The following is a 26,270-nucleotide window of genomic DNA, read 5'->3' as shown; positions in this document are numbered from 1 at the left end:
AGGGCGGGGGCCAGGTCGGGGGTGACATCGACGACGCGCAGGGGGACGGCGCGCAGGCCGACCCAGGCGGCGGCGAAACCGGGGTGCAGGGGCAGGGCGGTGACGTCGTCTTCGGGGACCCAGGCCAGTTCGGTGCTCTCCTGGTTGGGGACCGTCGGCAGCGTGCTCGCCGCGTCGGCGACGACAGTCGTGTAGGTCCAGCCGCTGGGTGCGGTCATAGTGAGGCGTTCGGCGCGCACGCGCACGGCGTCGGCGCTGATCCCGGCCTCTTCCTCGGCTTCGCGGACCGCCGCGTGCCGGGCGGTCTCGTGGGAATCGCGGGCCCCACCGGGTAGCGCCCACGTGCCGCCCTGATGACTCCACGCGGCCCGATGCTGCAACAGCACCGCCGACCCACCACCGGGCAGCGGCGCGCGCAGCAGCAGGCCCGCCGCACCGAACTTGCCCCAGTGCCGGACACCACCCGGGCTGTCCGCCCACCCGTCTCCGTCACCGCGCATCCAATACCCTCTCCGTAGCAGCCGTGCAGCAACCGCCACGGGGGTGTCTGAGGGGCTGCGGCACCGGTACGACCACAATAAACTCCGCACCAGGACGGGTGCGCGGACAGGACGGGGAGGTGAACGATGGTCGAACCGGGAAACCGCGAGGCGGCGACCGAGGTCGCGGCTGTCCGTACCGGCCCGTCACCGCAGGTGGAAGCGGGTGCCGACCCGCGAACCGCGCCTCGGCGGATGCCCTTGCGCAGACCGGTCCTCGTCGCCGATCGACCGCCCGCACCCGACGTGAAAGCCCTGCGCGCGCAGTTCCAGCCCGCCCGCTTGCGAGGGTTCGCGCGGTCGACGCCGGGCCGATTGCTCGCCGCCGGACTGGTGCTGATGCTGCTCTGCGTAGCCGCGGGCATGGTGACTTCGACGACCGTGAGCGAGCGCAAGCAAGCTTTGGGCGTCCTGCTCGACGACACCGAACCCGACGCGCATTCGGCCAACCACCTCTACACCTCGCTCTCGATCGCCGACGCCGCCGCGGGCCGCGCCTTCATCGCGGGCGGCGTCGAACCCGAGGAGGTGCGTGACCGCTATACCCAGGCCATCGGTGAAGCGGCCGCCGAGCTGGTCACCCAGGCCGGTCACATCTCCGCCGAGGAGGCGGCCGACCCCGCTGGCACCGACCGGCGCCTGCGCACGGGCATCGCGACCGGCCTGCCCGTGTATACCGGGCTGATCGAGACCGCGCGGGCCAACAATCGCAACGGCTTCCCGGTGGGTGCGGCCTACCTGAGCGAGGCCTCGCACCAGATGCAGACCATGCTGCTGCCGATGGCCGAGGAACTCGAAGACCACCGCTTCGACGCGGTGACCGCCGCCCAGCACCGGCACGTGCAGCCGCCGTGGGTCGCGATCGGGCTGCTCGTGCTCACGCTCGCCGCGCTCGTCTATGTGCAGGTGGAGCTGGCGCGCCGGTCGCGGCGGGTTTTCAACATGGGCCTGTTGATCGGTACCGCGATGGTGGCGCTCACTCTGCTGTGGACGGTGGCGGGCGGGTCGGTGTCGGCGGTGGCGATGATCCGCTGCCGCGACGAGGGCGCGGTGCCCGCCGCCCGGCTGGCCGAGAGCCGGATCCTGGTGCAGCAGGCCAGGGCCGCCGAAATGGTGAAGCTGGTGCGCCGCGACGCCACCGGCGACTACGACCGCACCTTCGACGCCAATGCCGCCCGGCTCGCCGAACTCCTCGACGGTTACCCGTCCGGCGCACCGGCCGCCGACGAGGTGACCGACGCGCGCGCCGCGCTGACCCGCTGGCAGTCGGCGCATCAGCGGATGAACGACACCCTCCAGCGTGGTGACTTCGTCGGCGCCGCCGCCGTGGCGACCGGCCCGAGCGCCGCCGATTCGGCCGCCCAGGTCGACGCGCTGGAACGCGCCCTCGACGACGCACGGACAGCCACGCGGGATCGGTTGCGGGACAAGGTGTCCCAGGCCATCGATGTGCTGTCGTTCCTGGCTCCCGGCGCCCTGGTGCTCGGCATCGCCGCCGCCGCCTGTGTGGCGCTCGGGCTCTGGCCCCGGCTGCGGGAGTACCGGTGAGGCGGGGGCGCGCCGTCGCGGCGCTGCTGCTGGTCGCGCTGCTCGGCGGCTGTTCCGACAACAGCACACCGGCACCCGATGAACATACGGTGTATTCCGAACCGCCTCTGCCCGCCAAGGCGATTCCCATCGGTACCGACACCCCGCTGCCGCCGCGCACCGGCGAGCAGTGCGGCGATCCGACCGCGAGTCTGCGTCCGAGTACCGCCGACGGGCCGACTACCGCGGCCATCCGCGCGCGCGGCAGGCTGGTCGTCGGGCTGGACGCGGGCAGCAATCTGTTCAGCTTCCGCGACCCGGTGACCGGGCGCATCGTCGGCTTCGATGCCGATATCGCCCGCGAGATCGCCCGCGACCTGCTCGGCAATCCGGACCTGATCGAATACCGCAGTCTCGCTTCGGAAGAACGGGAAAAGGCGCTGCAGGAGCACACCGTCGACCTGGTGGCCAAGACGATGACGATCACCTGCGAACGACGCGAGCGTGTCGCGTTCTCCACGGTGTACCTGCGCGCCGATCAGCGGGTGCTCGCGATGAAGAACTCCGGGATCGGTGGTCTCGCAGATCTGGCGGGCAAGCGGGTGTGCGTGGTGCGCGGAACCACCTCGCTGGACCACATCCGCCGCGATCAGCCCGCCGCGACCATCCTCACGGTCCCGACCTGGGCAGACTGCCTCGTCGTCCTGCAGCAACGGCAGGTCGACGCGGTGAGTACCGACGACGCCATCCTCGCCGGTCTCGCCGCCCAGGACCCCTACACCGAGGTGGTCGGTGCCAGCATCAGCGCCGAGCCCTACGGCATCGGTATCCCCAAGGGCGACGACGACCTGGTCCGCTTCGTCAACGCCACCCTCGACCGCATCCGCACCGACGGCACCTGGACCCGCATCCACCGCCGCTGGCTGTCCACGCTCGGTGAAGCGACGCCACCCGCCCCGAAGTACCAGGACTGATCGCGATGAGTACAACGCCACCGAAAGGCGCACCGGGCCAAGGCGACCCGGACGATCAGTCACACGCCGACGACGCGGCGCCCGAATTCGCCCCACGCCCCGAACCCACCAGCCTCACCCAACGCCCGAAACCCGGCACGCTCCCCGGCGGCTGGACTCTGCCACCCTCCGCTGAGGACGACGAAACCAAACCCCTTCCAAAACTCCCCCTCGGACAACCCCGTCCGAGCCCCACCGGCACGACCCCACGTCCGCACGCAGCCGCACCCCAGGCGAGTCCGAACATGGCAGCCGATTCGCATCGCGGGACGCCGGGAGATGTTGTCGCACAGCCTGCTTCAAAGCGCGCGGGTTCCGAAGCAACGCCACCCCACCGGCCTACCCCGGAATCGGCAGCGACCGAGTTGAGTCATCGGCCTGTCGAGCGAGAGCCGTCCGAAACTCAGGCCGCCCCTGGGCTCACGGAGCCGGAATGGCCGGCCACGCAGGCAAGTACACGCCGCCAGCCCACATCGAACAGCCCCGCCGAGCACCCGACAGTCGACGAACCTCCCGCGACTCAGGCGTCGACAAGGCCGCCCATGGACGACCTTTCGGATACGCAGGCCGCACAGCGAACGGACCAGTTCAGCGCCGCCGAGCTGGGAGCCTATGCGGCCACCCAGGCGGCGGCACGCACTCCGATTCCCACGGAGTCTGCGGCGGGTGGACAGGCTGCGAAACGCGCTGCCGAGCCCGGGGCTGCGGCTGCCGGGCCAGGGCCTGCGGCGGCCGGGTCAGGGTCTGCGGCGGCAACGCCGGCGGCCGAACGCACTGCCCCGCCTGCCGACTCTGGGGCTGCGGCTGCCACCCAGGCGGCCGAACGTACCGCCCCGCCTGCCGAGTCCGGGGCTGCGGCGGCTACGCAAGCGGCCGAACGTACTACCGCGGCTGCTCAGTCGGGGGCTGCGGCGGCTACGCAGGCGGCGGAGCGTACTACCGCGGCTGCTCAGTCGGGGGCTGCGGCGGCTACGCAGGCGGCGGAGCGTACTGCTGTGCCTGCGGAAACGGAGTCCGGGGCGACGGTGCGGTCGGGGCGGAGTGTGCGGACGGCGCGGTCGCGGCCGACGCGGCGGTTGGGGGCCGGGCTGGTGCCGATTCCGACCGTGACACCCGCTGATCCACGGGATGCGGTGCTCACCGATCCGGTGGTTTCGGAGGGGCGGCGGTTCTGCTGGCGGTGCGGGGATCCGGTCGGCCGGTCGACGCCTGCGCGGGCCGCGTCGAGCAGTGGTGAGTGCCAGACCTGTGGTGCCGCTTATGATTTCCGCCCGTCCTTACACGAGGGCGACATGGTGGCCGGGCAGTACGAGATCCAGGGTTGTCTCGCGCACGGCGGGCTCGGCTGGATCTACCTGGCGATCGACCGCAATGTCAGCGACCGGTGGGTGGTGCTCAAGGGCTTGCTGCACGCGGGTGACGCCGAAGCGCAGGCCGTGGCGGTGGCCGAACGGCAGTTCCTGGCCGAGGTGGCGCATCCGAGCATCGTCAAGATCCACAACTTCGTCGAACACACTGCCGGTGACGGGTCGAGTATCGGCTACATCGTCATGGAGTACGTGGGCGGAAAGTCGTTGCGCGACATCCTCGATGCCCACCCGCACGGTGAACGGATGCCGGTGGCCGAGGCCATCGCCTATGTGCTCGAGGTCCTACCCGCGCTCGAACACCTGCATTCGATCGGGCTCACCTACAACGACCTCAAGCCCGACAATGTGATGGTCACCGAGGACCAGGTAAAACTGATCGACCTCGGCGCCGTGGCCACCATCGATGCCTACGGAAACCTCTACGGCACCAAGGGTTTCCAAGCGCCCGAGATCGCCAGGACCGGACCCACCCCCGCCTCCGACGTGTACACGGTCGGGCGTACGCTCGCCGCCCTCACCCTGCACCTGCCGAGCGAGCACGGCCGCTACCTAGATGGCTTGCCCGACCCTGCCGCCGAACCCGTGCTCGCCCGCTACGAGTTCTTCCACCGTTTCCTGCTCACCGCGACCGATCGCGATCCGGACCGGCGCTTCCCTTCGGCGCGGGCCATGTCGGCGCAGCTGGCCGGGGTATTGCGCGAGATCCTCGCCCAGGACACCGACACCGAACATCCCCAGCTGTCCACAGTGTTCAGTCCACAGCGCACCAGTTTCGGCACCGAGGAGCTCATCAGCCAGACCGATGCCTATCTCGACGGCGTCGGGCGCTCACCGCTGATGGACTCGGGCGAAGTGGTCGCGGCGCTGCCGATTCCGCTGATCGACCCCGCCGACCCGGCCGCTCCCCTGCTGGCCGCCACCGCCAATCCCGAACCCGAGCGCGTCCTGGAAGCCCTGCACGACGCCCGCGAACGGGCCGAGGCCGATCCCGACAACGCACCGGAAACCCTCGCCGGTGAACTCCTCTTCGCCGAGGCCCGCGCACGGCTCGAGCTCGGCGAATCGGCCGCCGTGCTGCATTTGCTCGAGCGGGTGCCGAACGATTCCGATTGGCGTGCGGACTGGTTCGCCGGACAAGCGCATCTGCTGGAACTCGACTACGAGGCAGCGTTCGATTCGTTCGAGGCGGTCCTTCGCGTGCTCCCCGGCGAGATCGCCCCCAAGCTGGCACTGGCCGCGACGGCGGAACTCATTCTGCAACACTGGGATTCCCCCGAACCCGAGCAGTGGCGAGCCTTCGCGGAACGCTATTACGACACCGTGTGGCGCACCGACCGCGCCGTGGTGAGCGCCGCCTTCGGCCTGGCCAGGCAGCTGGCCGTGGCGGGCCGGGTCGGTGAAGCCGTGCACGCCCTCGACGACGTTCCGGCCGCGTCGCGCCACTTCACCACCGCCCAGACGACGGCAATCCTGTTGCTGCTCACCAGCGCTCCCGTCGCCGACCTGGACGAGCAGGTGCTGCGCCTGGCCGCTTCCCGCGCCCAGTCCGTCCCGCCCGGCGAACACCGCGCCACCCTCATGCGCACCCTGGTGCAGGGCACGGCCCTGGCGTGGCTGCAGGCAGGCAATTCACCGAAACGCAAGGACGCCAAGCTCTTCGGTCGCCCCTTCGACGAACGCGACCTGCGCGATGGCACCGAAACCGGCCTGCGCGCCCTGGCCCGCAATGCCGCCGACCGCACCCACCGCTACGCGCTGATCGACCTGGCCAACTCGCTACGCGCCAAAACCTGGTTCTGAGACATCGGCGTACAGGGACTCGACGCTCCGTCGGTGCGCCCCCGGTCGGTCCAGATCAAGGCGGCCGAGAAACCGAGCCCTGTGGGTGCCAGTCCCTCAGCTTGTGAGCTGGTGGGCGGCCCGGGCGATGGCGAGTTCCTCGTTGGTGGGGACCACCAGAACCTCGACCGGGGAGAATTCCGGCGAGATGCGGCGGACTCCTGGCGTCCGGGTTTCGTTGCGTCCCGGATCGACCTCGATACCCAGGCCCGTCAGCCCGGCGAGCGCGTCCGCGCGCACGTTCGCTGCGTTCTCGCCGACACCTGCGGTGAAGACGACGACATCCACCGAGCCGAGCTCCACCAGGTACGCGCCGAGGTAGCGGCGCAGGCGGTGGATGTAGACGTCGTAGGCCAGTTTCGCTGCGGCGTCTCCCTTGTCGACCAGCTCGCCCAGCTCCCGGAAATCGTTGACCCCCGACAACCCCTTGAGCCCGGAATCGCGGTTGAGCAGTTGCTCCACCTGCGCGAGATCCAAATCGGCCACGCGCACCAGATGCGGCACGATGCCGGGATCGAGGTCGCCGGGCCGCGTACCCATCACCAGGCCCTCGAGCGGGGTCATACCCATGGTCGTGTCCACCGCGACGCCTCCCCGGATGGCCGACGCGGACGCACCGTTGCCCAGGTGGAAGACGATCTGGTTCAGCTCGGTGTAGTCACGTCCGAGGAACTCGGCGGCCTTCTCCGACACGTACTGATGCGAGGTGCCGTGGAACCCGTACTTGCGAATACCGTGCGCGGCAGCGACTTTCGCGTCGATAGCGTAGGTCTTGGCGGCATCGGGCAGCCCGTGGAAGAAAGCGGTGTCGAACACGGCGACCTGCGGGATGCCGGGCAGCAACTCCCGCGTCGACTCGATACCGACGGCATTGGCCGGATTGTGCAGCGGCGCGAGCTCGGACAGGTCCCGGATGGTGGTGAGCACGTCGTCGGTGACGATCGTCGGCTCCCAGAACACCTCGCCGCCGTGCACCACCCGGTGCCCGACCGCCCCGACGCCGACGGTGGTCAGGTCGATTCCCGTCTCCCGGAACATCTCGAATGCCTGCCGCAGCCCGTCACGATGATCGGCGATCGGCCCGTCGTGCACCAGTTTTCGCCCACCGCACTCGTGCACGATGCGCCCACCGTGCGCCTCACCGATCTTCTCGGCCAGCCCGGAGGCGACCACCTCACCCGAATCCGCGTGCAGCAGCTGGTATTTGATCGACGAAGACCCGGAGTTCAGCACCAGGACCAGGTCACTCACTTCGCGTCTCCCTGCGCTTGGATGGCGGTGATCGCCACGGTATTGACGATGTCGGCCACCAGGGCGCCGCGTGACAGATCGTTGACCGGCTTGCGCAGGCCCTGCAACACCGGCCCGATGGCGACGGCACCGGCGCTGCGCTGCACCGCCTTGTAGGTGTTGTTGCCGGTATTGAGGTCGGGGAAGACGAAAACCGTTGCCTTGCCCGCGACATCGGAGTCGGGCATCTTCGCGCTCGCGACGGCGGGCTCGATCGCCGCGTCGTACTGGATGGGCCCCTCGACCGGCAGCTCCGGGGCGCGCTCACGCACGAATTCGGTTGCGGCACGGACCTTGTCGACATCGGCACCGGTCCCCGACGCGCCCGTCGAGTACGACAGCATCGCCACCCGTGGCTCGATCCCGAACCGGGCCGCCGTCGCCGCCGAGGACACCGCGATGTCGGCCAGCTGCTCGGAGGTGGGGTCGGGCACGACGGCGCAGTCGCCGTAGGCGAGCACCCGGTCGGCCAGACACATCAGGAACACGCTCGACACCGTGGAGACGCCCGGGGTGGTCTTGATGATCTCGAACGAGGGCCGGATGGTGTGCGCCGTGGTGTGCGCGGCGCCGGAGACCATCCCGTCGGCGATGCCCTTGTAGACCATCATGGTGCCGAAATACGAGATGTCGGCCATGGTTTCGCGGGCCCGCTCCAGCGTCATGCCCTTGTGCTTGCGCAATTCGGTGTACTCGGCGGCGAATTCGTCGAGGTAACCGGAGGTGCGCGGGTCGAGTACCTGGGCGGCGGCAATGTCGACGCCGAGTTCGGCGGCGCGGGAACGCACGGCGGCCTCGTCGCCGAGGATCGTCAGGTCGGCGATCTTGCGCTGCAGCACCCGACCCGCGGCGCGCAGGATGCGGTCGTCGTCGCCTTCGGGCAGCACGATGCGTTTGCGGTCGGAGCGGGCACGCTCGATCAGGCGGTACTCGAACATCTGCGGGGTGACCACCGTCGAGGACGGCACCTGGATGCGTTCGAGCAGGGCCGACGCGTCGACACGCTGTTCCATCAGCGCGAGCGCGGTGTCGACCTTGAGCGGGCTGCCCGCCCACATGCGGCCACGGGTGCGGTGCACCGCGCTGGCGGTGTCGTAGGTACCGAGTTCGGTGGTGAGGATCGGTAGCTTGGGCTGCAGACCCTCCATCAGCCGTGCGATGGCCGGATGCGGGCGGATGCCGCCGTTCATGATGACCCCGGCCAGCGACGGAAAGCCTGCAGCCTCATGGGCATTCATCACACCGAGCAGCACGTCGGAGCGGTCGCCGGGGGCGATCACCACCACGCCGTCGGAGAGCCGTTCGAGGATGTGCTCGGCCGTCATACCGCCGACCATGATGCGCAGCGCCTCTCGCTGCAGCAATTCCGGGTCGCCGCTGTAGATTTCGCCGTCGATGGCCTCGCACAGCTCGCCCATGGTGGGCGCCATCAGCAGCGGCACTTCCGGCAGGCCCCAGGACGGCACGTCGAAATCGGCCAGGGCGGCGCAGATCTCGTCCATCCCGTCGGGAGCGCAGCGGTTGGCGATCACCGCGACCAGTTGTGCGTGCTCGCCGGCGAGTTCACTCTCACAGAGCTCTACGAGCTGTTTCACCTCGGCGGGCGTGCGTTCGGCACCGCGCACCACGAGCAGCACCGGGGCGCCGAGGTTCACGGCGATGCGGGCGTTGTAGCGCAGCTCGCTCGGGCTGGCCACATCGGTGTAGTCGCTGCCGACGATCACCACCGCGTCGCAGGCCTTGGCCACATCGTGGAACCGCATCACGATCTCGCTGATGGCGGCGTCGGGATCACGGTGCACGTCCTCGTAGCTCACGCCGACGGCCTGCTCGTAACTGATGTCGGCGGTGCTGTGCTCGAGCAGCAACTCGAGGATGTAGTCGGGTGCGGTGGCCGAGCGGGTGATCGGCCGGAACACGCCGACCCGCGCTGTCGTGGCGCACAACATCTGCAGGACACCGAGGGCGACCGTTGACTTTCCGGTGTCGCCCTCGGGCGAGGCGATGTACACGGTGGACGGCGCTGGTTCGACCATGCCCGCGAGCTTAGTTAATCGACGGCGATCCGGGGGTTCGGTGTGGCGCGATCCTCGCGGTTATAGTCCGGCCATGACACCGCAGTTCCCGGAGCGACTCTGGGGTTCACGCACGAATCTGCTGTCGCGCGCCGCCAACCGTTTCGCCGCGACCAAGCCCGGTTCCCTGCTGATCCGCACCCTGACCCCGCTCGACCGGGCCGTGCTCGAACGCACCGACGCCAAGTACACCGTGCTCGGCCCGATCGGCGCCCCGGTGATCCTGCTGACCACCATCGGCCGCAAATCCGGACAGCCACGCACCCAGCCGCTGCTCTACGTCCACGACGGCGACACCCTCTACGTGGTGGGCTCCAACTTCGGCCAGGCCAAGCACCCCGCCTGGACCGTCAACCTCCTCGCGAACCCCGAAGCCACCGTCGCCATCGCGGGCGAACGCATCCAGGTGACCGCCACCCTCGTCCCCGACGCGGACAAAGAGGCGATCTTCGCCCGCTTCGTCGAGATCACCGGCGCCTATGCCGCCTACCGCGACCGCACCACCCGCGACCTACGCATCTTCGCCCTCCGCCGGGCCTGACCCGGACGCACGATCACCACCCTCTGGTGGCGGCATCGACCGAGATGCCGAACGCCAGCAGAGCGTGGTGATCAACTGTCCAGCGGGAGCTCAGCCCAGGGCGCGCAGGCGGGGCGCCAGGTCGCGCTTGAAAAGGTCGAGGAAGCGGAGCTGGTCGTGGCCCGGGGCGTGGAAGACCAGGTGGTTGAGGCCCGCGTCGAGGTAGGGCTTGATCTGGGCGACGGCCTCGTCGGGGTCGCTGGCGACGATCCAGCGCTTGGCGACCTGTTCGATGGGCAGCGCGTCGGCGGCGGCTTCCATTTCGATCGGGTCGGTGATGTCGTGCTTCTGCTGGGGGGTCAACGACAGCGGCGCCCAGAAACGCGTGTTCTCCAGGGCGAGTTCGGGATCGGTGTCGTAGGAGATCTTGATCTCGATCATCTTGTCGATCGCGGACAGGTCGCGCTCGGCCTTGGCCGCGCCCTCGGCTACGGCGGGCAGCAGCTTCTCGGTGTAGAGGTCCATGCCCTTGCCGGAGGTGCAGATGAAACCGTCACCCGCGCGACCCGCGTACCTGGCGACCACCGGGCCACCGGCCGCGATGTAGACGGGAATGCCGTCCTTGGGCACGTCGTAGATCGAGGCGCCGACGGTGTGGTAGTACTCGCCGTCGAAATCGACCCGGTCGCCGAGCCACAGTTCGCGCATCAGCCGCACGGCCTCACGCAGTCTGGCGAAACGCTCCTTGAAATCGGGCCATTCGCCCTTGTACCCGGTGGCGATCTCGTTGAGCGCCTCGCCGGTGCCGACCCCGAGCATCATCCGGCCCGGGTACAGGCAGCCGAAAGTGGCGAAAGCCTGCGCGATCACCGCCGGGTTGTAGCGGAAGGTCGGGGTGAGCACCGAGGTGCCGAGCATGATGCGCTCGGTGCGCTCGCCCGCGGCCGCGAGCCAGGCCAGCGAGAACGGTGCATGGCCACCGTTGTGCCGCCACGGCTGGAAGTGGTCGCTCACGGTGGCGCTGTCGAGGCCGTGCTGCTCGGCGGCCACCGCCAACTCGACCAGCTCTCGTGGTCCGAACTGCTCCGCCGACGCCTTGTACCCGAGCTTGAGATCGACCATTCCAGCCACTCCTGTTCCTCCGCTGACCGCTGCCTCCTCGACCCTAGCGCGCGGCCCGCGATCCGCACCGTCGCCGTTTCGTCTCCCACTGCGCCGGGTTTTAGCGGATGATTAGCTGGTGACCGCCAAGGATGACCAGATCTTGTCGTATCTGACCGATATGGACGGCGTGCTGGTGCACGAGGATCAGCTGATCCCCGGTGCCGACGAGTTCCTCGCCGAGCTGCGCGAGAACGAGATCCCGTTCCTCGTGCTGACCAACAATTCGATCCGGACCCCACGCGATCTGCAGGCCCGGCTGCGCCACACCGGCCTCGACATCCCGGAGGAGTCGATCTGGACCTCGGCGCTGGCGACGGCGACCTTCCTCGACGACCAGCGCCCCAACGGGACCGCGTACGTGGTCGGCGAATCGGGGCTGACCACCGCGTTGCACGAGATCGGGTACGTCCTCACCGACAGCGACCCCGACTATGTGGTGCTCGGCGAGACCCGCACCTACTCCTTCGAGGCCATCACCACCGCGATCCGCCTGGTCGACCGCGGTGCGAAGTTCATCGCCACCAACCCCGACGCCACCGGTCCCTCCCGCGACGGCGTCCTGCCCGCCACGGGTTCGGTCGCCGCCCTGATCACCCGGGCCACCGGCAAGGACCCCTACTACGTCGGCAAACCGAACCCGCTGATGATGCGTTCGGCGCTGCGCCGTATCGGCGCGCACTCCCAGTCGACGGTGATGATCGGCGACCGGATGGACACCGATGTGATAGCGGGTCTCGAGGCGGGCATGCGGACGGTCCTGGTCACCTCGGGCATCTCGACCAAGTCCTCGGTCGAGAAGTACCCCTTCCGGCCGACGCTGGTCGTCGACTCGGTCGCCGACCTGCTCAATCGCACCCGGACGCCGTTCGTGGAGCTGTGACGGTCAGCCTGCGCTGAGGTCACCCGCACCGATGGTGTCGAGCGCCGCCGACAACTTGGTGAGGGTCTCGACGGTCGCGGCGAACTCGGCCGGGCCGAGTGCGTCGGCCAGGCGGCGGGCCAGCACCTCGTGCTGTGGGTCGATGCGACGGATGGCCGCCTCGCCCGCCGCGGTGATCGCGACCAGTTTGGCCCGTTTGTGCGCCGGGTTCGGCCGGTATTCGCACAGCCCTTTGCCGACCAGGATGTCGGCCACCCGCTGCACGCTCTGCCGGGTGATGCCGATGGCGCGGGCGATCCCGGCGACCGGCAGTGGTTGATGTTCCACCGCCGCCATCACCTGCCACCACGCCACCGAGATTCCGGCAGGTGCGGCCAATTCGTCGCCGAGGGCGAGGAATTGGCCGTTGAGCCGGTAGACGGTGAGCGCGGCCGCGTCGAGTAGCTGCTGTTGTTCGTTCAATCTGCTTGCCCGCCTGCGTTTTCGGCGAGTGCGAAGTAGCCGGTGGGGTCTTTCTGCCCGAACAGCTGGTACCAGGCGTCGAGTACCTGCGGCTCGAAGAGATCGAGGCGGACGAAGATCTCGCGCGCGAACTCGAACGGAGACATGGCATCTGCGGTGATGAGGTCACCGTCGGTCACCGCCGACTCGTCGACATAGTGCTCGGCGCCGGAATAGCCGCTGGAGACAAGGTATTCGGCGGCGTTGCTGGTGTGTGCGCGGTCGTCGAGCAAGCCCTCCTTGGCGAGTCCGAGGGTGGCGCCGCAGATCGCCGCGACCGGTACGCCCGCCGCGAGGAATTCCCGCGCCTTGCGGGCGAAGGGAGCCAGGTCGTCGCCCGCGTCCCACAGGTCGGCGCCGGGCAGGATCAGCATCGCGCTGTCGGCGGGATCGATGTCGGCCAGGGCCAGGTCGGGGGTCACCCGCATGCGTCCGGCGGTGGTGACGGGCGCGGTCGTGAGCCCGACCGTCGCCACCTCGAATCGCCCCGGCTCGCGATGCCAGGAGTCGTCGGCGATATTGACCGTCGCCGCGCCGACTTCCCAGTCCGAAAGAGTGTCGTACACAGCCACGTGAACTGCCTTCTTGGTCATGACAGCATCCTGTCATTATTGACAGGATGCTGTCAATAAGAATTTTGCAACCCGCTGCCAGGCGCCACTCCGTAGGCTGACGCACAACCGGTGCGAGACAAGGGAGTTGGCCACGATGACCGACCCGGTGCAGGGACTGACCGGCACCATCACCTCACCGATCCGCGCCGCGGGCGCCCTCGGCGAAGTACTCGTCGCCATTCGTGGCGGCACCGAGCTGTATCTCGCGCGCGCCGACGAACCGATCGAGGCGGGCGCGACCGTGCTCATCGTCGCGGTCAATCCGGGCAGGCTCGTCGACGTCGTGCCCTGGATACCTCTCACACACCTACTGCCGCAAGACAACTGAAAGCAAGGGAGGCTCAGATGCTGGGCTATCACGTTCCTGATCCCGACGAGGCCATGCTGGTCAGCGGCGCCAAGGTCAAGGACAACGCGCCGTTCAAGGTGATCATCGGTCGCGGCACCTGGGTGATCCCGCTGTTCCGCAAGGTCAGCTACCTGTCGCTGGCCATGTTCGAATCCGAGATCCGCGAGCGCTGCGTCACCAAGCAGGCCATCCAGCTCGACGTGCGCGCGGTGATCGCGTTCAAGGTCGCCAACGACGCCCAGTCGATCGTCAATGCGGCACAACGCTTCCTGTCCGAACAGGAGAAGGAGATGTCGGTGCTCACCGGCCGCATCTTCTCCGGTCACCTGCGCTCGATCGTCGGCTCGATGACCGTCGAGGAGATCATCCGCGAACGCCAGAAGCTGGCCGACGAGGTGCTGATCGCGTCCAAGGTGGAGATGAGCAATATCGGCCTGTGGGTCGACTCGTTCCAGATCCAGTCGATCGACGACGGCAACCTCGGCTACATCGAAGCCCTCGCCGCCCCGCACAACGCGGCCGTGCAGCGCGACGCCCAGATCGCCCAGGCCCAGGCCGCCCAGCGCGCCGCCGAGGCCGAACAGGAATCGCTGCGCCGCCGCGCGGAATACGAGCGCGAGACCTCGCTGCTCAAGGCGCAGTACCAGCGCGACATCGACAAGGCCAATGCCGAAGCGGCGCAGGCGGGTCCGCTCGCCGACGCGGTCGCCCGGCAGGAGGTCCTCACCGCGCAGGCGGAACAGGCACGCAAGAATGCCGAACTGCGCGAGCAGGAACTGCAGGCCGAAGTCGTGAAACCCGCACTCGCCGAGGCGGAACGGGTCCGTATCCTCGCCGAGGCCGAGGCCGACCGCACCCGCATCCAGGCCGAGGCCGCCGCCTCCAACAACCGCATCGCCCTCGACCAGCTGCTCATCGAGCAACTGCCCGAGATCGTCCGCCAGGCCTCCAACGGCCTCGCCAACGCCAACCTCACCGTCCTCAACGGACCCGACGGCGTGAGCGAACTGGTCAACGGCATGGTCGGCCAGGGGTTGACGGTCTTCAACTCGCTGCAGAAGGCCCTGTCCAACGGCGAGGTCGACAAGGCCTGAAACCGAAAACGGCCCGCCGGGAGTCCGGCGGGCCGTTCGGCGGATCAGCTGAGGGCGTGGTCGAGGTCGCCCAGGAGGTCTTCGATGTCTTCCAAGCCGACCGAGATGCGGACCACGCCGTCGGACAGGCCGATCGAGGCGCGGCCCTCCGGGCCCATGGCCCGGTGGGTGGTGGTGGCCGGGTGGGTGATCATCGTCTTGGCATCGCCGAGGTTGTTGGAGATGTCGATGATGCGCAGACGGTTGAGCACCTCGAAGGCGCGCTTCTTGCCGTCGTCGCCGTGCAGGGCGAAGGTGACGACGGTGCCGCCGCCCGACATCTGCTCCTGCGCCAAGGCGTGTTGCGGATGTGACTGCAGGAACGGGTATTTCACCCATTCGACCGACTTGTTCGTCTCCAGGAATTCGGCGACCTTCAGCGCCGATTCGGTGGATTGACGCACGCGCAGCGGCATCGTCTCCAAGCCCTTGAGCAAGGTCCAGGCGTTGAAGGGGCTCAGAGCCGGACCGGTATGGCGCATAAGGGTTTTCACCGGACCATCGATGTAGTCCTTGGCGCCGAGGATGGCGCCGCCGAGTACGCGGCCCTGGCCATCGATGTGCTTGGTGCCGGAGTAGACGACCACGTCGGCGCCGAGTTCGAACCCGCGCTGCAGCAGCGGGGTGGCGAAGACGTTGTCCAGCACCACTTTCGCGCCTGCGGCGTGGGCCAGTTCGGTGACCTTGCGCACGTCGACCAGGGTCTGCATCGGGTTGGCCGGGGTTTCGAAGAACACGGCCTGGGTGGGTACCGACAGGGCCTGTTCCCACTGGTCGAGGTCGTCGCCGTCGACGAAGACGGTCTCGATGCCCCAGCGCGGCAGGATCTCGTTGCACACCACGAAGCAGGAGCCGAACAGGCTGCGCGCGGCGACGAGCCGGTCGCCCGCCTTCAGCAGCGCGCCCAGCGCGGTGAAGACCGCCGACATGCCCGAGGCGGTCGCGAACGCCGCCTCGGCCCCGTCGAGCAGGCGGATGCGCTCCTCGAACATGGCCACCGTCGGGTTGCCGAAGCGGGAGTAGACGAAGTGCTCGACATCGCCGGTGAACGCGGCCTCGGCGGCCTCGGCGTTCTCGTAGACGAAGCCGGAAGTCAGATACAGCGCCTCGGACGTCTCGTCGAATCCGGAACGGCGCAGGCCACCGCGCACGCCGAGGGTGGCGGGGCCGACCCCTTCCGGCAGCGGCTTGTCGAAGGAACCACCGGTGATCATGCGAGTCTCCTTATGCCTGGCGCCACGGCAGGCCGACGGCGCGCCAGCCGGTGCTGCCGCGCTGCCCGAACGCGTCGAGGCCGCCCTCGAAACCGTCGAGCACGTTGTAGGACGGGGTGATCCCCGCCGCGGTCGCCACCGTCGCCGCGTGCGCCGAGCGCTGACCCGAGCGACACAGGAACACCACGGGCGCGTCGGCCGGGCGGTCGGCGAGGACCTGTTCGAGCTGCTCACCGAAGCGCGGGTTGCGCGCGCCGGTGCCGTCGACCCATTCGATGAAGTGCGCGGGGCGTTCGATGGAGATGGTGTCGGGGATGCCGATGTGGGCCCACTCGCCTTCGGTGCGCACGTCGACCAGCACCGCGTCGGGATGCTCGGTCAGAATCTCCCACGCCTTCTCAGGGGTGATGTCGCCGGCGTAACTCATGTCGATCCTCCTGCGTGAATCCGCTCTTGCCGTGGCGGGGAGTCCAGCACACGGCCAGGTCGTCACCCGGAGCACCCCACCGCGGAGGAGGGTTGCCGACCAGCGAGCCGGGGCTTGGCGCTGGTACTCATGACCTTGCGATCTGAGATTGCCCCGGCACTGGTCACCGTGTCAAACCCCTCAGGGGGTGCACACCAGCCAGGCGCCGTCGACCCGGGTGAGATTCCACGTGCTCGACGTCGACTGCCCGCCCACCGAAACCGTGGCGTCGATCTTGGCCCGGTTGCCGTTCACGGTGGCGTTGGCAAAGCCCTTCTTGTCGATCGTCGCCGCTGATTCCGGGCCGCCGAGCCGTTCGGTGAGGCCCGATTTCGCCTCGTCGAAACCGGGGCAGGCTACCCCGGGCGGCGGACGCTGATCGGTGCGCGAGCGCGCGTCGATATAATTGGTGACGGCGGCCGCGAGCCGATCGGCCTCTGTGACATTTTTCTCAGCGGGCGCGAGGAGCCCGCCGACGACGATGCTGATGAGCACGACGACCGCGATCACCGCGGCCGCGACGAACGGGACGATGGACCGCTTGTCGGTCTGATCGACCTCGATGGGCTGATCGTCCGAGCCAGTTTGCTCCTCGTTCATGTTGTAATCCTGACAGACCCGGGGCGGACAGCTACACCGCGCGCCGGGTAGCCGCAACACCGCAGCTAGAATCGCGTTGATTACGGCCTGCCGCCGATGAGGACGGCAGCTGCCAACAGCCGGATCGCGACTTAGCCTAAGCTAAGTTGACGCCGTCACATCGTTTCTCGACCAAAGGGTGCGCGTAGACAATGACCGAACAGACAGCGACTCGCCCGCTTCGCATCGCGATCGTGGGTGCGGGACCGGCCGGTATCTACGCCGCCGACGCCTTGATGAAGTCCGATGCCGAGGTCAGCATCGACCTCTACGAGCGCATGCCCGCGCCCTTCGGTCTCATCCGCTACGGCGTCGCGCCCGACCACCCGCGCATCAAGGGCATCATCACCGCCCTGCACAAGGTGCTCGACAAGGATCAGGTGCGCCTGCTCGGCAACATCGACTACGGCACCGACATCACCCTCGACGACCTGCGTCAGTTCTACGACGCGGTGATCTTCTCCACCGGCGCCAACGCCGACCGCGCGCTGCCGATCCCCGGCATCGATCTCGACGGTTCCTACGGTGCCGCCGACTTCGTCTCCTGGTACGACGGGCACCCCGACGTGCCGCGTTCGTGGCCGCTGGATGCCGAGAAGGTCGCCGTGCTCGGTGTCGGCAACGTGGCCCTCGACGTGGCGCGCGTGCTCGCCAAGACCGGCGACGAGCTGCTGCCCACCGAGATCCCGCCGAACGTCTACAAGGGACTCAAGGAGAACAAGGCCGTGGAGGTGCACGTCTTCGGGCGTCGCGGTCCCGCGCAGGCCAAGTTCACCCCCCTCGAGCTGCGTGAACTCGACCACTCGCCCACCATCGAGGTGATCGTCGACCCCGAGGACATCGACTACGACGAGGGTTCCGAGGCCGCGCGCCGCAACTCCAAGCAGGTCGACATGGTCGCCAACACCCTCGAGCAGTGGGCCATCCGCGACCAGGGCGATCGCCCGCACAAGCTGTTCCTGCACTTCTTCGAGTCGCCCGCCGAGATCGTCGGCGACGAGAACGGCCGCGTCGTCGGTCTCAAGACCGAGCGCACCCAGCTCGACGGCACCGGCAACGTCAAGGGCACCGGCGAGTTCAAGCAGTGGGACGTGCAGGCCGTGTACCGCGCCGTCGGCTACCTGTCGCAGAACATCAACCAGCTGCCGTTCGACGATCAGGCAGGCACCGTGCCCAACGAGGCCGGTCGCGTGATCGCCGACGAGAGCGCCGAAGGCAACGCCCGCTTCATGCCCGCCACCTACGTCACCGGCTGGATCAAGCGCGGCCCCGTCGGCCTGATCGGCCACACCAAGGGCGACGCCAACGAGACCATCGCCTGCCTGCTCGACGACGCGAAGAACTTCACCCCGGCCCCCAAGCCGGAACTCGACGCCGTCACCGAGTTCCTCGAGGGCAAGGGCATCCCGTTCACCACCTGGGCCGGCTGGTACCGCCTCGACGCCCACGAACGCGCCCTCGGCGAACCCGAAGGCCGCGAACGCGTCAAGGTCGTGGAACGCGAAGACATGCTCCGCGCGAGCGAGCCCCACAAGGCGTAACAGCGATGACAAGGCCGGTGGACGCGAGATCAGCACCCTCGCCCACCGGCCTTTTCCGCGCGTACTCGCCTGTCATCTCGGCCGAAGTCGGCCGATCCGCCTAGCTCGAGGCATTCTGTACAAGTGTTCGACGCGCATGTTCACATCATCGATCCGCGGTTCCCGCTGATCGAGAACGAGGGCTACCTGCCGGAGCCCTACACGATCGCCGATTATCGAAAGCGGATGGCGCACTTCGATGTTCGCGGTGGTGCCGTTGTCAGCGCATCGTTCCAAGGCACCGATCAGGCATACCTGAAGGCCGCCCTGGGCGAGCTGGGTCCGGAGTGGGTCGGCGTCACCCGCCTGGACCTGGATGCCGGTGACGAGGAGATCCTCGAGCTCGACCGGGCGGGCGTGCGGGCGATCCGGTTCAACCTCAAACGCGCCGCCGCCGACATCACCCAGATGACATTGCAGGCGTTGCGGGCCCACGAACTGGCCGGATGGCACGTGGAGCTCTACATCGACGGCCAGATGCTCGCATCGTTGCAGCCGGTGATCTCCAAACTGCCCGCCCTGTCCATCGACCACCTCGGCATGTCCGCCGAGGGCCTGCCCTACCTGCTGGATCTGGTCGATCGCGGCGCGAGGGTGAAGGCCACCGGCTTCGGCCGGGTCGACATGGACGTGGCCGAAACGCTGCGGCGCATCCACACCGTGAACCCCCGCGCGTTGATGTTCGGCTCCGATCTGCCCGGCACCCGGGCGGGCCGACCGTTCGAGGATGCCGATATCGACCTGATCTGCCAGGTGGTCGGCGCCGACATGCACGCCGTGCTCGAGGACAACGCCCGCGAGTGCTACCGCCTGCCCCCCGTACACAGGCCAGAGCCCGAGCAGGTTGCGCCCCACGACAACCCGACCCTGCCGATCCCGCGATCAGCACTGCCCGGCGCGGGCGACGACAAGACCCGCCCGCTCCCGATCATCGAAAGACCCTGAGCCTCAGACGAACAGCGCCCCGGCGAGCCACACTCCCGACGCGACCAGCGCGCCGAACAGTTCCACGAGCATCGACAAGCCGACACCCTTGAGCGCGTGCATCGTTGCGGGCCAGGCGGTTTCATGCGTCTTCAACCGCTGAAGTTCCGCCACGTACACGCCGAGCACGAACCCGATGAACAACCCGACCACGGGGATCACGAAGAACCCGGCGATGCCGAAGACGGCGCCGACGAGCAACGCTCGGTTCGACACGCCAGCTTCGCGCATGCGCCGCCCCGGCCAGGTGTATTTCACGACGCCCGACAGGATCAGCGCCACCGAGGCGATGGCGAACACCGTCCAGGCGCCCGCACCGCCGGTGAGGAACGCCCACACCGCGACGGCCGCGAAGATCAGGATCACCCCGGGCAGGATGGGCACGATCACGCCGATGATGCCGACCAGAATGACGAGGCCGACGAGGACCTCACCCCATACGCTCACTGCCGGGTTCCTCCCATATCGCGCCGAGTCGCGCTGGTGCGAATTCTCCCGCATGGTCTACCGGTGCCGCCACCGCGACGCTATTGTCGGATTGTCAATACCGTTCGACGACGAATGAGGTCACCACGTGAGCACCACCGGTCAGGGCCCCCTCGCGGGCATCAAGGTCATCGAGCTGGCCGGGATCGGCCCGGGCCCGCACGCCGCCCTGCTACTGGCCGATCTCGGCGCCGACGTGGTGCGGGTGCAGCGGCCCCGGCAGCTGCCCGGTTTCATCGAGCGCCCGCAGTGGCGCGGACGCACCATCGTCGAAGCGGATCTGAAGAACCCCGCCGACGTGGCCAAGGTGCTCGACCTGGTCGAGAAGGCCGACGTGCTGCTCGAGGGCTTCCGGCCCGGCGTCACCGAGCGGATGGGCCTGGGCCCCGACGACGCGCTCGCGCGCAACCCGCGCCTGATCTACGGCCGGATGACCGGGTGGGGTCAGTACGGTCCGATGGCCGACCGCGCGGGCCACGACATCAACTACATCTCGCTCACCGGCGTGCTCAACGCCATCGGGCGCAAGGGTGAGCGGCCGGTGCCGCCGCTGAACATGGTCGGCGACTTCGGTGGCGGCTCGATGTTCCTGGTGACCGGTGTGCTCGCCGCGCTCGTCGAGCGTGCGACCTCGGGCAAGGGACAGGTGATCGATGCGGCGATGGTCGATGGGGCACTTGCCCTTTCGCACTTCGTGTGGGGCATGCGCGGCGTCGGCCTGTGGTCCGACGAGCGCGGTGAGAACCTGCTCGACACCGGGATGGCGTTCTACGACACCTACGAAACCGCCGACGGCAAGTACATGGCGGTCGGCGCGATCGAACCGCAGTTCTACGAGCAACTGCTCGCCGGTCTCGGCATCGACCCGGAGGGCCTGCCCCAGCAGCTCGACCCGGACGGCCAGGAGCAGCTGCGCAAGCTGTTCACCGAGAAGTTCAAGAGCAAGACCCGCGACGAGTGGACCGCCATCTTCGATGGCACCGACGCCTGCACCACCCCGGTGCTCACCTTCACCGAGGCCACCCAGAACGAGCACATCCGCGCCCGCGAGGGACTGATCGAGATCGAGGACGTGGTGCAGCACGCGCCCGCGCCGCGGTTCTCGCGCACCCAGGGCGGCACCCCCACGCCGCCGCCGAGCGCGGCGACGCCGATCGAAGATGTCTGGGCTCAGTAGCAGGTGAGCGGCTGGAGTGGGTCGGCGGCGCGCGGCGTGAGCGCGGTGTAGGCGGCGGCGATCGACTTCACGGCCAGCCGCAGGTCGGCTTCGGGGTGCGTGAACGGCAGTCGGATGAACCGTTCGAACGCGCCCTGCACGCCGAAACGTGGTCCGGCGGCGAGCAATACACCGTGGTTGGGCGCGGTGGCGGCCAGTGCGGTCGACACCGGACTCGGCAGCTGCGCCCATACCGACATGCCACCCGCGCCGGGCGCTATGTGCCAGTCGGGCAACTCCTCGGCCACGGCCGCGAGCAGGGTGGCGCGCTGGGCGCGCAGCTGGGCGCGGCGCCGGTCGAGGATGGGTTCGGCGTTCTCCAACAGGTGGACGGTGGCCAACTGGTCCATGACCGGGGTGCCGAGGTCGACGGTGGCGCGGATGCCGAGCAGCTTGGTGATCAGCGCCTGATTGGTGCGCACCCAGCCCACGCGCAGGCCACCCCAGAACGACTTGGACGCCGAACCGATGGTGATGATCTCCGAGCCCTTCGCGAAAGCCGCGACGGGCGGCGGCATATCGTCGTCGGAGAGGTTGAGGTCGCGCATCGACTCGTCGACGACGATGGTCATTCTGGTGTCGCGGGCGATGGCGGCCAGTTCGGCGCGACCGTCGGCGTCGAGCAGCAGGCCGGTGGGATTGTTGAAGTCCGGCACGAGGTAGGCCAGGGTGGCCGCCGTCTGCCTGGCGGTACTGCGCAGTCCTTCCAGATCCCAACCCGCGCTCGGGAATTCGGGACGCAGCGGCACCGGGATGGGGCGCGCGCCGACATCGCGGATCGCCTCGATCGCGTTCGGATAGGACGGATGGTCGATCAGGACACGGGCGGCCGGTGAGGTGAGCACATTGAGCAGCAGCCGAAGCCCGTGTTGCGCACCGAGAGTCACCAGGATCTGGTCGGGTTCGGTGGGCAGGCCGCGCGCGGTGTAGCGGCGGGCCAGCGCCTCGCGCAGCGCGAGCACACCGACCGGGTCCATGCCGTGAGTGCCGAGGTAGGCCGGAATACCTTGCAGTGCCACCGAATACGCGTCGTGCAGTTCCGGCGGTGCGGACATGGCGGCGTAGGTCATGTCGATGGTCGGCAGCTCCGGCTGCGCCATCAGCGCCATGATGCCGCGCGCCGGGCGGGCACCGTCGTGCTGGATGCTCGGCGGCAACGCGACCGTGCTGCGCGAACCCTGACGGCTGATGAGGTAGCCGTGCTCGCGTAGCAGCGAGTAGGTGGAGGTGATGGTGGTGCGGCTGACGCCGAGGGTGGCCGCCAGATCGCGCTCGCTCGGCAGCGCGACGCCGAGCGGGGCGCGACCGTCGTGGATCAGCAGCCGGATGGCCTCGGCCAGCGCCAGGTAGGCGGGCCGGTGGGGGCGACGCTCGTCGCCGTCGGTCTCGGGGTCGCGCCACCGGCCGAGGTCGCGGGCCAGGCCCGCCGCGCCGATCACTCTTGTCGCCATAAAGTCCAGTATTCCGTGAGTGGCTATTTTTTGACAAGGCCAGTGGGCGGATTCTTGGGATATGACCACCTTCCTCGCTCTCGCCGTTGCCCTCGCCGTCGGCTATGCCGTCTACCATTTCGCCCCCAAGGAGGGGGAACTACCGTTCTGGCCTTTCCAGGAATCGCCTCATGACCGGGCCTTCGGCACCTACGATGACCAGCGCCAATACCGCGATCTCGAAGCCCTTCGCAGTCGCGGTCATGGCGAACCAGTCCAGTCGCCAGAAACTGGCCTGGTTTCGAAGTCGGACAGTGGCCGTCTCGCCGCCTGAGCGGCGGGTCGGGCCGAAACCTGTCACCGGGGCGGCGCACACTGTGCTCATGAGTTCCGGAGCTGACTCGACACGGACCGGCACCGTGGTCGCGGCCCTCTTCGACACCGCCATCGGGCTGTGCGCCATCGCCTGGCGCGACGACACCGTCGTGCGGTTCGCGCTACCCGAGGCCAGCGAGGAGCAGACACTGGCCCACATCACCCGGCCTTTCGGCGGGCAGCCGGTGGCCGAAGGCGAGCCCGGCCCCGCGATCGTCGCGGCGATCGCAGGCATCCGGGCCCACCTCGCGGGCACGGTCGACGCGCTGCGCTGGATCGAGGTAGACCTGCCCGGCGTGCCCGAATTCCACCGCGCCGTCTACGCGGTGACCCGCGAGATCGACCCGGGCCGCACCCTCAGCTACGGCGACATCGCCATCCGGATCGGTGCGCCCGGCTCCGCCCAAGCCGTCGGGCAAGCCCTCGGCCGCAACCCGATTCCCCTCATCATCCCCTGTCATCGAGTACTCGCCGCCGACCACGCGCTGCACGGATTCTCCGCACCCGGCGGCATCGGCACCAAGGCGCGCCTGCTCGAGATCGAGCGCACACCGGGCTTCGGTGAACCCATGCTCTTCTGAGCGATGAATCGGGTGGCCCCGGACCGTCTGTTCCGAGGAGCCGGAGGGCGGGCGCGCAGGGTCGCGTACCGTCGCACTGCGGTGGTCAGCTATCGAGAGGAACATCATGCAGACAGTCACGTCGGCCGACGGCACAACGATCGCTTACGACCGGGTCGGCGACGGGACCGCGGGGACGGTCGTCCTGATCGGCGGCGCCTTCAGCTTCCGCAAGTTCAAGACCATGACCGAGCTCGCGCAGACTCTCGCCGACGACTACGACCTGACGGTGCTCAACTACGACCGGCGCGGGCGCGGTGACAGCACCGACTCCCCCGGCGTGTACGACGTGGCGAACGAGATCGCCGACATCGCCGCGCTCGTGGAGGCGGCGGGTGGGAAGGCGGCGCTGTTCGGATGGTCGTCGGGCGCGGCGCTCGCCCTGCTCGCGGCGCGCGAGATCCCCGGCGTCACCGAGGTGGTCGCGTTCGAACCGCCCTTCGTGGTCGATGCGAAACATCATGTGCCGCCGAAGGACCTGGAAACCAAGCTGCATCCGATGATCGCGGAAGGCAAGCGCGACAAGACGGTTCGCTACTACATGACCAAGGCGATGGGGATGCCCGCGCTGATGGTTGCGGTGATGCGGGTGACGCCGTTCTGGAAACAGCTTGCGGCCACGTCGAATTCGACGGCACACGACTGGGCCGTGATGAAGCCCTATATGCGCGGACAGAAACTCGACCCCGCCGAATGGAGCGGCATCTCCGTTCCGGTCCTCGTCCTCGCGGGCGAACGCACCGCACCCCTGCTCACCAAGGGCGCGAAGGCGGCCGCCGAGGTGGTGCCGAACGCCGAGTTCGCCGAACTCCCCGGCGTGAGCCACAACCCGAAGATCTCGGTGCTCGCCCCCGCCATCGGCGAATTCCTCACGCGCGCACAGTGATCAACCGGTCTCGTTGCCGGTAGCCGACGCCACGATCGCCGCCTTGCCCCGTACGTCAGGGCGGCGGCGGATGGTCGCGGAAGAACTGGCAGGGATCGCCGGCGAGGTAGCCGTCCATGCAGGCGAAGTAGGTCTGCACGCAGGCATTGCTGACGCACCCGGCCGTGTACAGCATTCCCCGGATGCGCTCGTTGCGCTGCTGGGACGGGGCGAGGGTCTCGGCGGGCGGCAGGGCGGTGGTGGACAGCACCGGTGACGCGCTCGGCGCCGGTGCGGGCGCCTCAGGCGTCGAACACCCGGCGAGCACACCCACCGCGAGCACCCCCGCCACCATCATTGTGCGCACCATCAGCCACCTCCATCCGAACCATTCCCGACGCTACTCCCGCCCGCGGCGAGCACCACAGGTGCGCCGGAGAACGGACACCTGGCCACAGTTCTCCGCCGACCCACAGCAGGCGCCGCTGGAGGTCAGATGGTGGCGCCGTAGCTGCTGCCTGCGATGCCGCCTGCGACCGCACCGGCGGCCGCGGCGGGAATGCCGAGAACTGCGGCGCCCGCGGCCGCGCCGACGCCCGCACCGATCGCTGCGCCCGCACCGGTGGACGCGGCGGTGGCGGCAGCAGCCGTGCCGAGCGCGACCACGGCGCCGATACCTCCGGTGGGGACCGCCGACGCGGCGGCGATGATCGCGCCCGCGGTGCCGGTGGTGACAGCGCCGACCACGAAGCCGGCGCCTGCACCGACAGCGGCACCCGCGAGTCCGCCGCCGACCGCGCCGACGGCGGCCGCCGGAACGCCGGCGAGGGCGGCACCCGCGAGGGCACCGCCGACGGTCGCGGCGGCGATCTTGTCGGAGCGGCTGGGGTTGATGCCGATGGAGCGGCCCTGGGTGGCGATGGCCGCTTCGACGTCGGCGGCGGTGGTGTTCACACCGTCGAGGATTTCGGCGGGAAGTTCCTCCGGAGCCGGGGCGGTGAAGTCACCCACGCGCAGAGTGCGCGGCGGCGGGGCGATCGGGGCGACGGGCTCGACCGGTTCGGGAAGGTGCAGTTCCTCGATCACGACGGGCGGCGCGGGGGTGGTGTATTCGGGCACCGGACGCGTTTCCTGCGGTTCGGGCGCCAGATAGGCCAGCGAATCAGGTCCCTCGAAATCCCCGAGACTGGAACGCCCCTCCTCGCCCGGCATGTTCACTCCCGGCTGCTCCGGCACCTCATCGGTCACACCCGGCTGCGGCACGGCAAGGGCGACACCCGCACAGGCCACCGCAACCGCCATCGGCAACACACCCGCGACCGCCCGAGCGCTCATCCGCCCCGTCGATCCCCACACACCAGCACACCGACGGACCACGTCGAACACCCACTCACACGCTAGAAGTAACCGGCACGTCCCCGCGTGCCGCAGCGACCATAGCGTTAGCCGCAGGGATGCTCAAATCGATAGCTGCCCGACATAACCAGCCACCCGGCACCACTCGAGTCCGCCATGACCGCACTCCCAGCCCCGCACGACCCGACCTCGAGGAGGGTCCGCCGCGAAGCGGCGCAGCGGCCC

Annotated in this window: 26 protein-coding genes and 1 riboswitch; of the genes, 13 read left to right on the top strand and 13 right to left on the bottom strand. The window is 68.8% G+C overall.

Annotated elements, in window-relative coordinates; all coding sequences use genetic code 11:
* Positions 1 to 500, bottom strand: a 500-nt coding sequence (locus tag HYG95_RS23795) for an NUDIX domain-containing protein (RefSeq protein WP_181701224.1), incomplete at its 3' end; no start/stop codon positions are given.
* A gap of 126 nt (positions 501 to 626) precedes the next feature.
* On the opposite strand from HYG95_RS23795, the gene HYG95_RS23790 reads away from it, so the two are divergent.
* The 3 genes from HYG95_RS23790 to HYG95_RS23780 all read left to right on the top strand — a co-directional run bounded on the left by HYG95_RS23790 (position 627) and on the right by HYG95_RS23780 (position 6,249).
* Positions 627 to 2,087 (top strand): hypothetical protein, encoded by a 1,461-nt coding sequence (locus tag HYG95_RS23790; RefSeq protein ID WP_255495658.1) that lies wholly within the window; start codon positions 627 to 629, stop codon positions 2,085 to 2,087.
* The gene (locus HYG95_RS23785) at positions 2,084 to 3,040 is read left to right on the top strand and encodes a glutamate ABC transporter substrate-binding protein (RefSeq protein WP_181701222.1); all 957 of its coding nucleotides are present in this window, start codon (positions 2,084 to 2,086) and stop codon (positions 3,038 to 3,040) included. The genes HYG95_RS23790 and HYG95_RS23785 overlap by 4 nt, the downstream gene beginning before the upstream one ends.
* Positions 3,041 to 3,621: 581 nt before the next feature.
* Positions 3,622 to 6,249 carry a serine/threonine-protein kinase gene (locus tag HYG95_RS23780; protein WP_255495657.1) on the top strand — a complete coding sequence of 876 codons (2,628 nt, stop codon included), beginning with the start codon at positions 3,622 to 3,624 and terminating at the stop codon, positions 6,247 to 6,249.
* Positions 6,250 to 6,345: 96 nt separating this feature from the next.
* Here the strand turns inward: HYG95_RS23780 and HYG95_RS23775 are convergent, their stop codons facing one another.
* Both HYG95_RS23775 and pta read right to left on the bottom strand, forming a co-directional pair.
* Positions 6,346 to 7,539, bottom strand: coding sequence for an acetate kinase (locus HYG95_RS23775; protein ID WP_181701219.1), 1,194 nt, complete (start codon positions 7,537 to 7,539; stop codon positions 6,346 to 6,348).
* Positions 7,536 to 9,614 carry a phosphate acetyltransferase gene (gene pta / locus HYG95_RS23770; protein WP_181701218.1) on the bottom strand — a complete coding sequence of 693 codons (2,079 nt, stop codon included), beginning with the start codon at positions 9,612 to 9,614 and terminating at the stop codon, positions 7,536 to 7,538. Before pta ends, HYG95_RS23775 begins: the two co-directional genes overlap by 4 nt.
* 73 nt (positions 9,615 to 9,687) lie before the next feature.
* Here pta and HYG95_RS23765 point away from each other — a divergent pair, with 73 nt between their 5' ends.
* Positions 9,688 to 10,194, top strand: a complete 507-nt coding sequence (locus HYG95_RS23765; RefSeq protein ID WP_181701216.1) for a nitroreductase family deazaflavin-dependent oxidoreductase — start codon at positions 9,688 to 9,690, stop codon at positions 10,192 to 10,194.
* A gap of 90 nt (positions 10,195 to 10,284) precedes the next feature.
* Here HYG95_RS23765 and fgd read toward each other — a convergent pair whose 3' ends face one another.
* Positions 10,285 to 11,295 carry a glucose-6-phosphate dehydrogenase (coenzyme-F420) gene (gene fgd, locus HYG95_RS23760; RefSeq protein WP_181701215.1) on the bottom strand — a complete coding sequence of 337 codons (1,011 nt, stop codon included), beginning with the start codon at positions 11,293 to 11,295 and terminating at the stop codon, positions 10,285 to 10,287.
* A 160-nt stretch (positions 11,296 to 11,455) separates the two neighbouring features.
* Between fgd and HYG95_RS23755 the strand changes: the two genes are divergently transcribed.
* Positions 11,456 to 12,217: an HAD-IIA family hydrolase gene (locus HYG95_RS23755; protein WP_220139769.1), complete on the top strand. Its 762-nt coding sequence runs from the start codon at positions 11,456 to 11,458 to the stop codon at positions 12,215 to 12,217.
* Positions 12,218 to 12,220: 3 nt separating this feature from the next.
* Here the strand turns inward: HYG95_RS23755 and HYG95_RS23750 are convergent, their stop codons facing one another.
* Entirely contained in the window at positions 12,221 to 12,679 is a 459-nt protein-coding gene (locus HYG95_RS23750) for a MarR family winged helix-turn-helix transcriptional regulator (protein ID WP_181701211.1), read from the bottom strand.
* Positions 12,676 to 13,311, bottom strand: a complete 636-nt coding sequence (locus tag HYG95_RS23745) for a DJ-1/PfpI family protein (RefSeq protein ID WP_181701209.1) — start codon at positions 13,309 to 13,311, stop codon at positions 12,676 to 12,678. Before HYG95_RS23745 ends, HYG95_RS23750 begins: the two co-directional genes overlap by 4 nt.
* A gap of 115 nt (positions 13,312 to 13,426) precedes the next feature.
* Here HYG95_RS23745 and HYG95_RS23740 point away from each other — a divergent pair, with 115 nt between their 5' ends.
* Complete coding sequence (locus tag HYG95_RS23740) at positions 13,427 to 13,660, top strand: hypothetical protein (RefSeq protein WP_181701207.1); 234 nt, start codon at positions 13,427 to 13,429, stop codon at positions 13,658 to 13,660.
* Positions 13,661 to 13,677: 17 nt separating this feature from the next.
* Positions 13,678 to 14,775 carry a flotillin family protein gene (locus tag HYG95_RS23735; protein ID WP_181701205.1) on the top strand — a complete coding sequence of 366 codons (1,098 nt, stop codon included), beginning with the start codon at positions 13,678 to 13,680 and terminating at the stop codon, positions 14,773 to 14,775.
* A 44-nt stretch (positions 14,776 to 14,819) separates the two neighbouring features.
* Here the strand turns inward: HYG95_RS23735 and HYG95_RS23730 are convergent, their stop codons facing one another.
* The 3 genes from HYG95_RS23730 to HYG95_RS23720 all read right to left on the bottom strand — a co-directional run bounded on the left by HYG95_RS23730 (position 14,820) and on the right by HYG95_RS23720 (position 17,094).
* Positions 14,820 to 16,028: an O-succinylhomoserine sulfhydrylase gene (locus HYG95_RS23730; RefSeq protein WP_067484412.1), complete on the bottom strand. Its 1,209-nt coding sequence runs from the start codon at positions 16,026 to 16,028 to the stop codon at positions 14,820 to 14,822.
* Positions 16,029 to 16,038: 10 nt separating this feature from the next.
* Entirely contained in the window at positions 16,039 to 16,455 is a 417-nt protein-coding gene (locus tag HYG95_RS23725) for a rhodanese-like domain-containing protein (RefSeq protein ID WP_181701203.1), read from the bottom strand.
* 17 nt (positions 16,456 to 16,472) lie between these two features.
* A riboswitch (SAM riboswitch) is annotated at positions 16,473 to 16,590 on the bottom strand.
* Positions 16,591 to 16,635: 45 nt separating this feature from the next.
* Entirely contained in the window at positions 16,636 to 17,094 is a 459-nt protein-coding gene (locus tag HYG95_RS23720) for a hypothetical protein (protein WP_181701201.1), read from the bottom strand.
* Between the two features lie 191 nt (positions 17,095 to 17,285).
* Between HYG95_RS23720 and HYG95_RS23715 the strand changes: the two genes are divergently transcribed.
* The gene (locus HYG95_RS23715; protein WP_181701199.1) at positions 17,286 to 18,674 is read left to right on the top strand and encodes an FAD-dependent oxidoreductase; all 1,389 of its coding nucleotides are present in this window, start codon (positions 17,286 to 17,288) and stop codon (positions 18,672 to 18,674) included.
* Between the two features lie 123 nt (positions 18,675 to 18,797).
* Complete coding sequence (locus HYG95_RS23710; protein ID WP_181701197.1) at positions 18,798 to 19,658, top strand: amidohydrolase family protein; 861 nt, start codon at positions 18,798 to 18,800, stop codon at positions 19,656 to 19,658.
* 3 nt (positions 19,659 to 19,661) lie between these two features.
* On the opposite strand, the gene HYG95_RS23705 is transcribed toward HYG95_RS23710, so the two are convergent.
* Complete coding sequence (locus HYG95_RS23705) at positions 19,662 to 20,144, bottom strand: DUF456 domain-containing protein (protein WP_181701195.1); 483 nt, start codon at positions 20,142 to 20,144, stop codon at positions 19,662 to 19,664.
* A 127-nt stretch (positions 20,145 to 20,271) separates the two neighbouring features.
* On the opposite strand from HYG95_RS23705, the gene HYG95_RS23700 reads away from it, so the two are divergent.
* Positions 20,272 to 21,360: a CaiB/BaiF CoA-transferase family protein gene (locus HYG95_RS23700; RefSeq protein ID WP_181701193.1), complete on the top strand. Its 1,089-nt coding sequence runs from the start codon at positions 20,272 to 20,274 to the stop codon at positions 21,358 to 21,360.
* Here the strand turns inward: HYG95_RS23700 and HYG95_RS23695 are convergent.
* Entirely contained in the window at positions 21,354 to 22,850 is a 1,497-nt protein-coding gene (locus HYG95_RS23695; protein ID WP_067642068.1) for a PLP-dependent aminotransferase family protein, read from the bottom strand. The two genes, HYG95_RS23700 and HYG95_RS23695, sit on opposite strands and share 7 nt — an antisense overlap.
* Before the next feature lie 61 nt (positions 22,851 to 22,911).
* Here HYG95_RS23695 and HYG95_RS23690 point away from each other — a divergent pair, with 61 nt between their 5' ends.
* The 3 genes from HYG95_RS23690 (at position 22,912) to HYG95_RS23680 (ending at position 24,710) form a co-directional block, all read left to right on the top strand.
* Positions 22,912 to 23,163, top strand: coding sequence for a hypothetical protein (locus HYG95_RS23690; RefSeq protein ID WP_181701191.1), 252 nt, complete (start codon positions 22,912 to 22,914; stop codon positions 23,161 to 23,163).
* A 49-nt stretch (positions 23,164 to 23,212) separates the two neighbouring features.
* Positions 23,213 to 23,785 (top strand): methylated-DNA--[protein]-cysteine S-methyltransferase, encoded by a 573-nt coding sequence (locus HYG95_RS23685; protein ID WP_181701188.1) that lies wholly within the window; start codon positions 23,213 to 23,215, stop codon positions 23,783 to 23,785.
* A 106-nt stretch (positions 23,786 to 23,891) separates the two neighbouring features.
* Positions 23,892 to 24,710 (top strand): alpha/beta fold hydrolase, encoded by an 819-nt coding sequence (locus tag HYG95_RS23680; RefSeq protein WP_181701186.1) that lies wholly within the window; start codon positions 23,892 to 23,894, stop codon positions 24,708 to 24,710.
* Between the two features lie 55 nt (positions 24,711 to 24,765).
* Here HYG95_RS23680 and HYG95_RS23675 read toward each other — a convergent pair whose 3' ends face one another.
* Positions 24,766 to 25,059, bottom strand: coding sequence for a hypothetical protein (locus tag HYG95_RS23675; protein ID WP_181701183.1), 294 nt, complete (start codon positions 25,057 to 25,059; stop codon positions 24,766 to 24,768).
* A gap of 122 nt (positions 25,060 to 25,181) precedes the next feature.
* On the bottom strand, positions 25,182 to 26,024 hold the full coding sequence (locus HYG95_RS23670; RefSeq protein ID WP_245655457.1) for a hypothetical protein: 843 nt from the start codon (positions 26,022 to 26,024) through the stop codon (positions 25,182 to 25,184).
* Positions 26,025 to 26,270 lie beyond the last annotated feature (246 nt).

The sequence above is a fragment of the Nocardia sp. GTS18 genome (assembly GCF_013839555.1).
Classification (GTDB): domain Bacteria; phylum Actinomycetota; class Actinomycetes; order Mycobacteriales; family Mycobacteriaceae; genus Nocardia; species Nocardia rosealba.
Note: the sequence above shows the minus strand (reverse complement) of the source record. Positions and strands in the feature narration are given on the sequence as shown.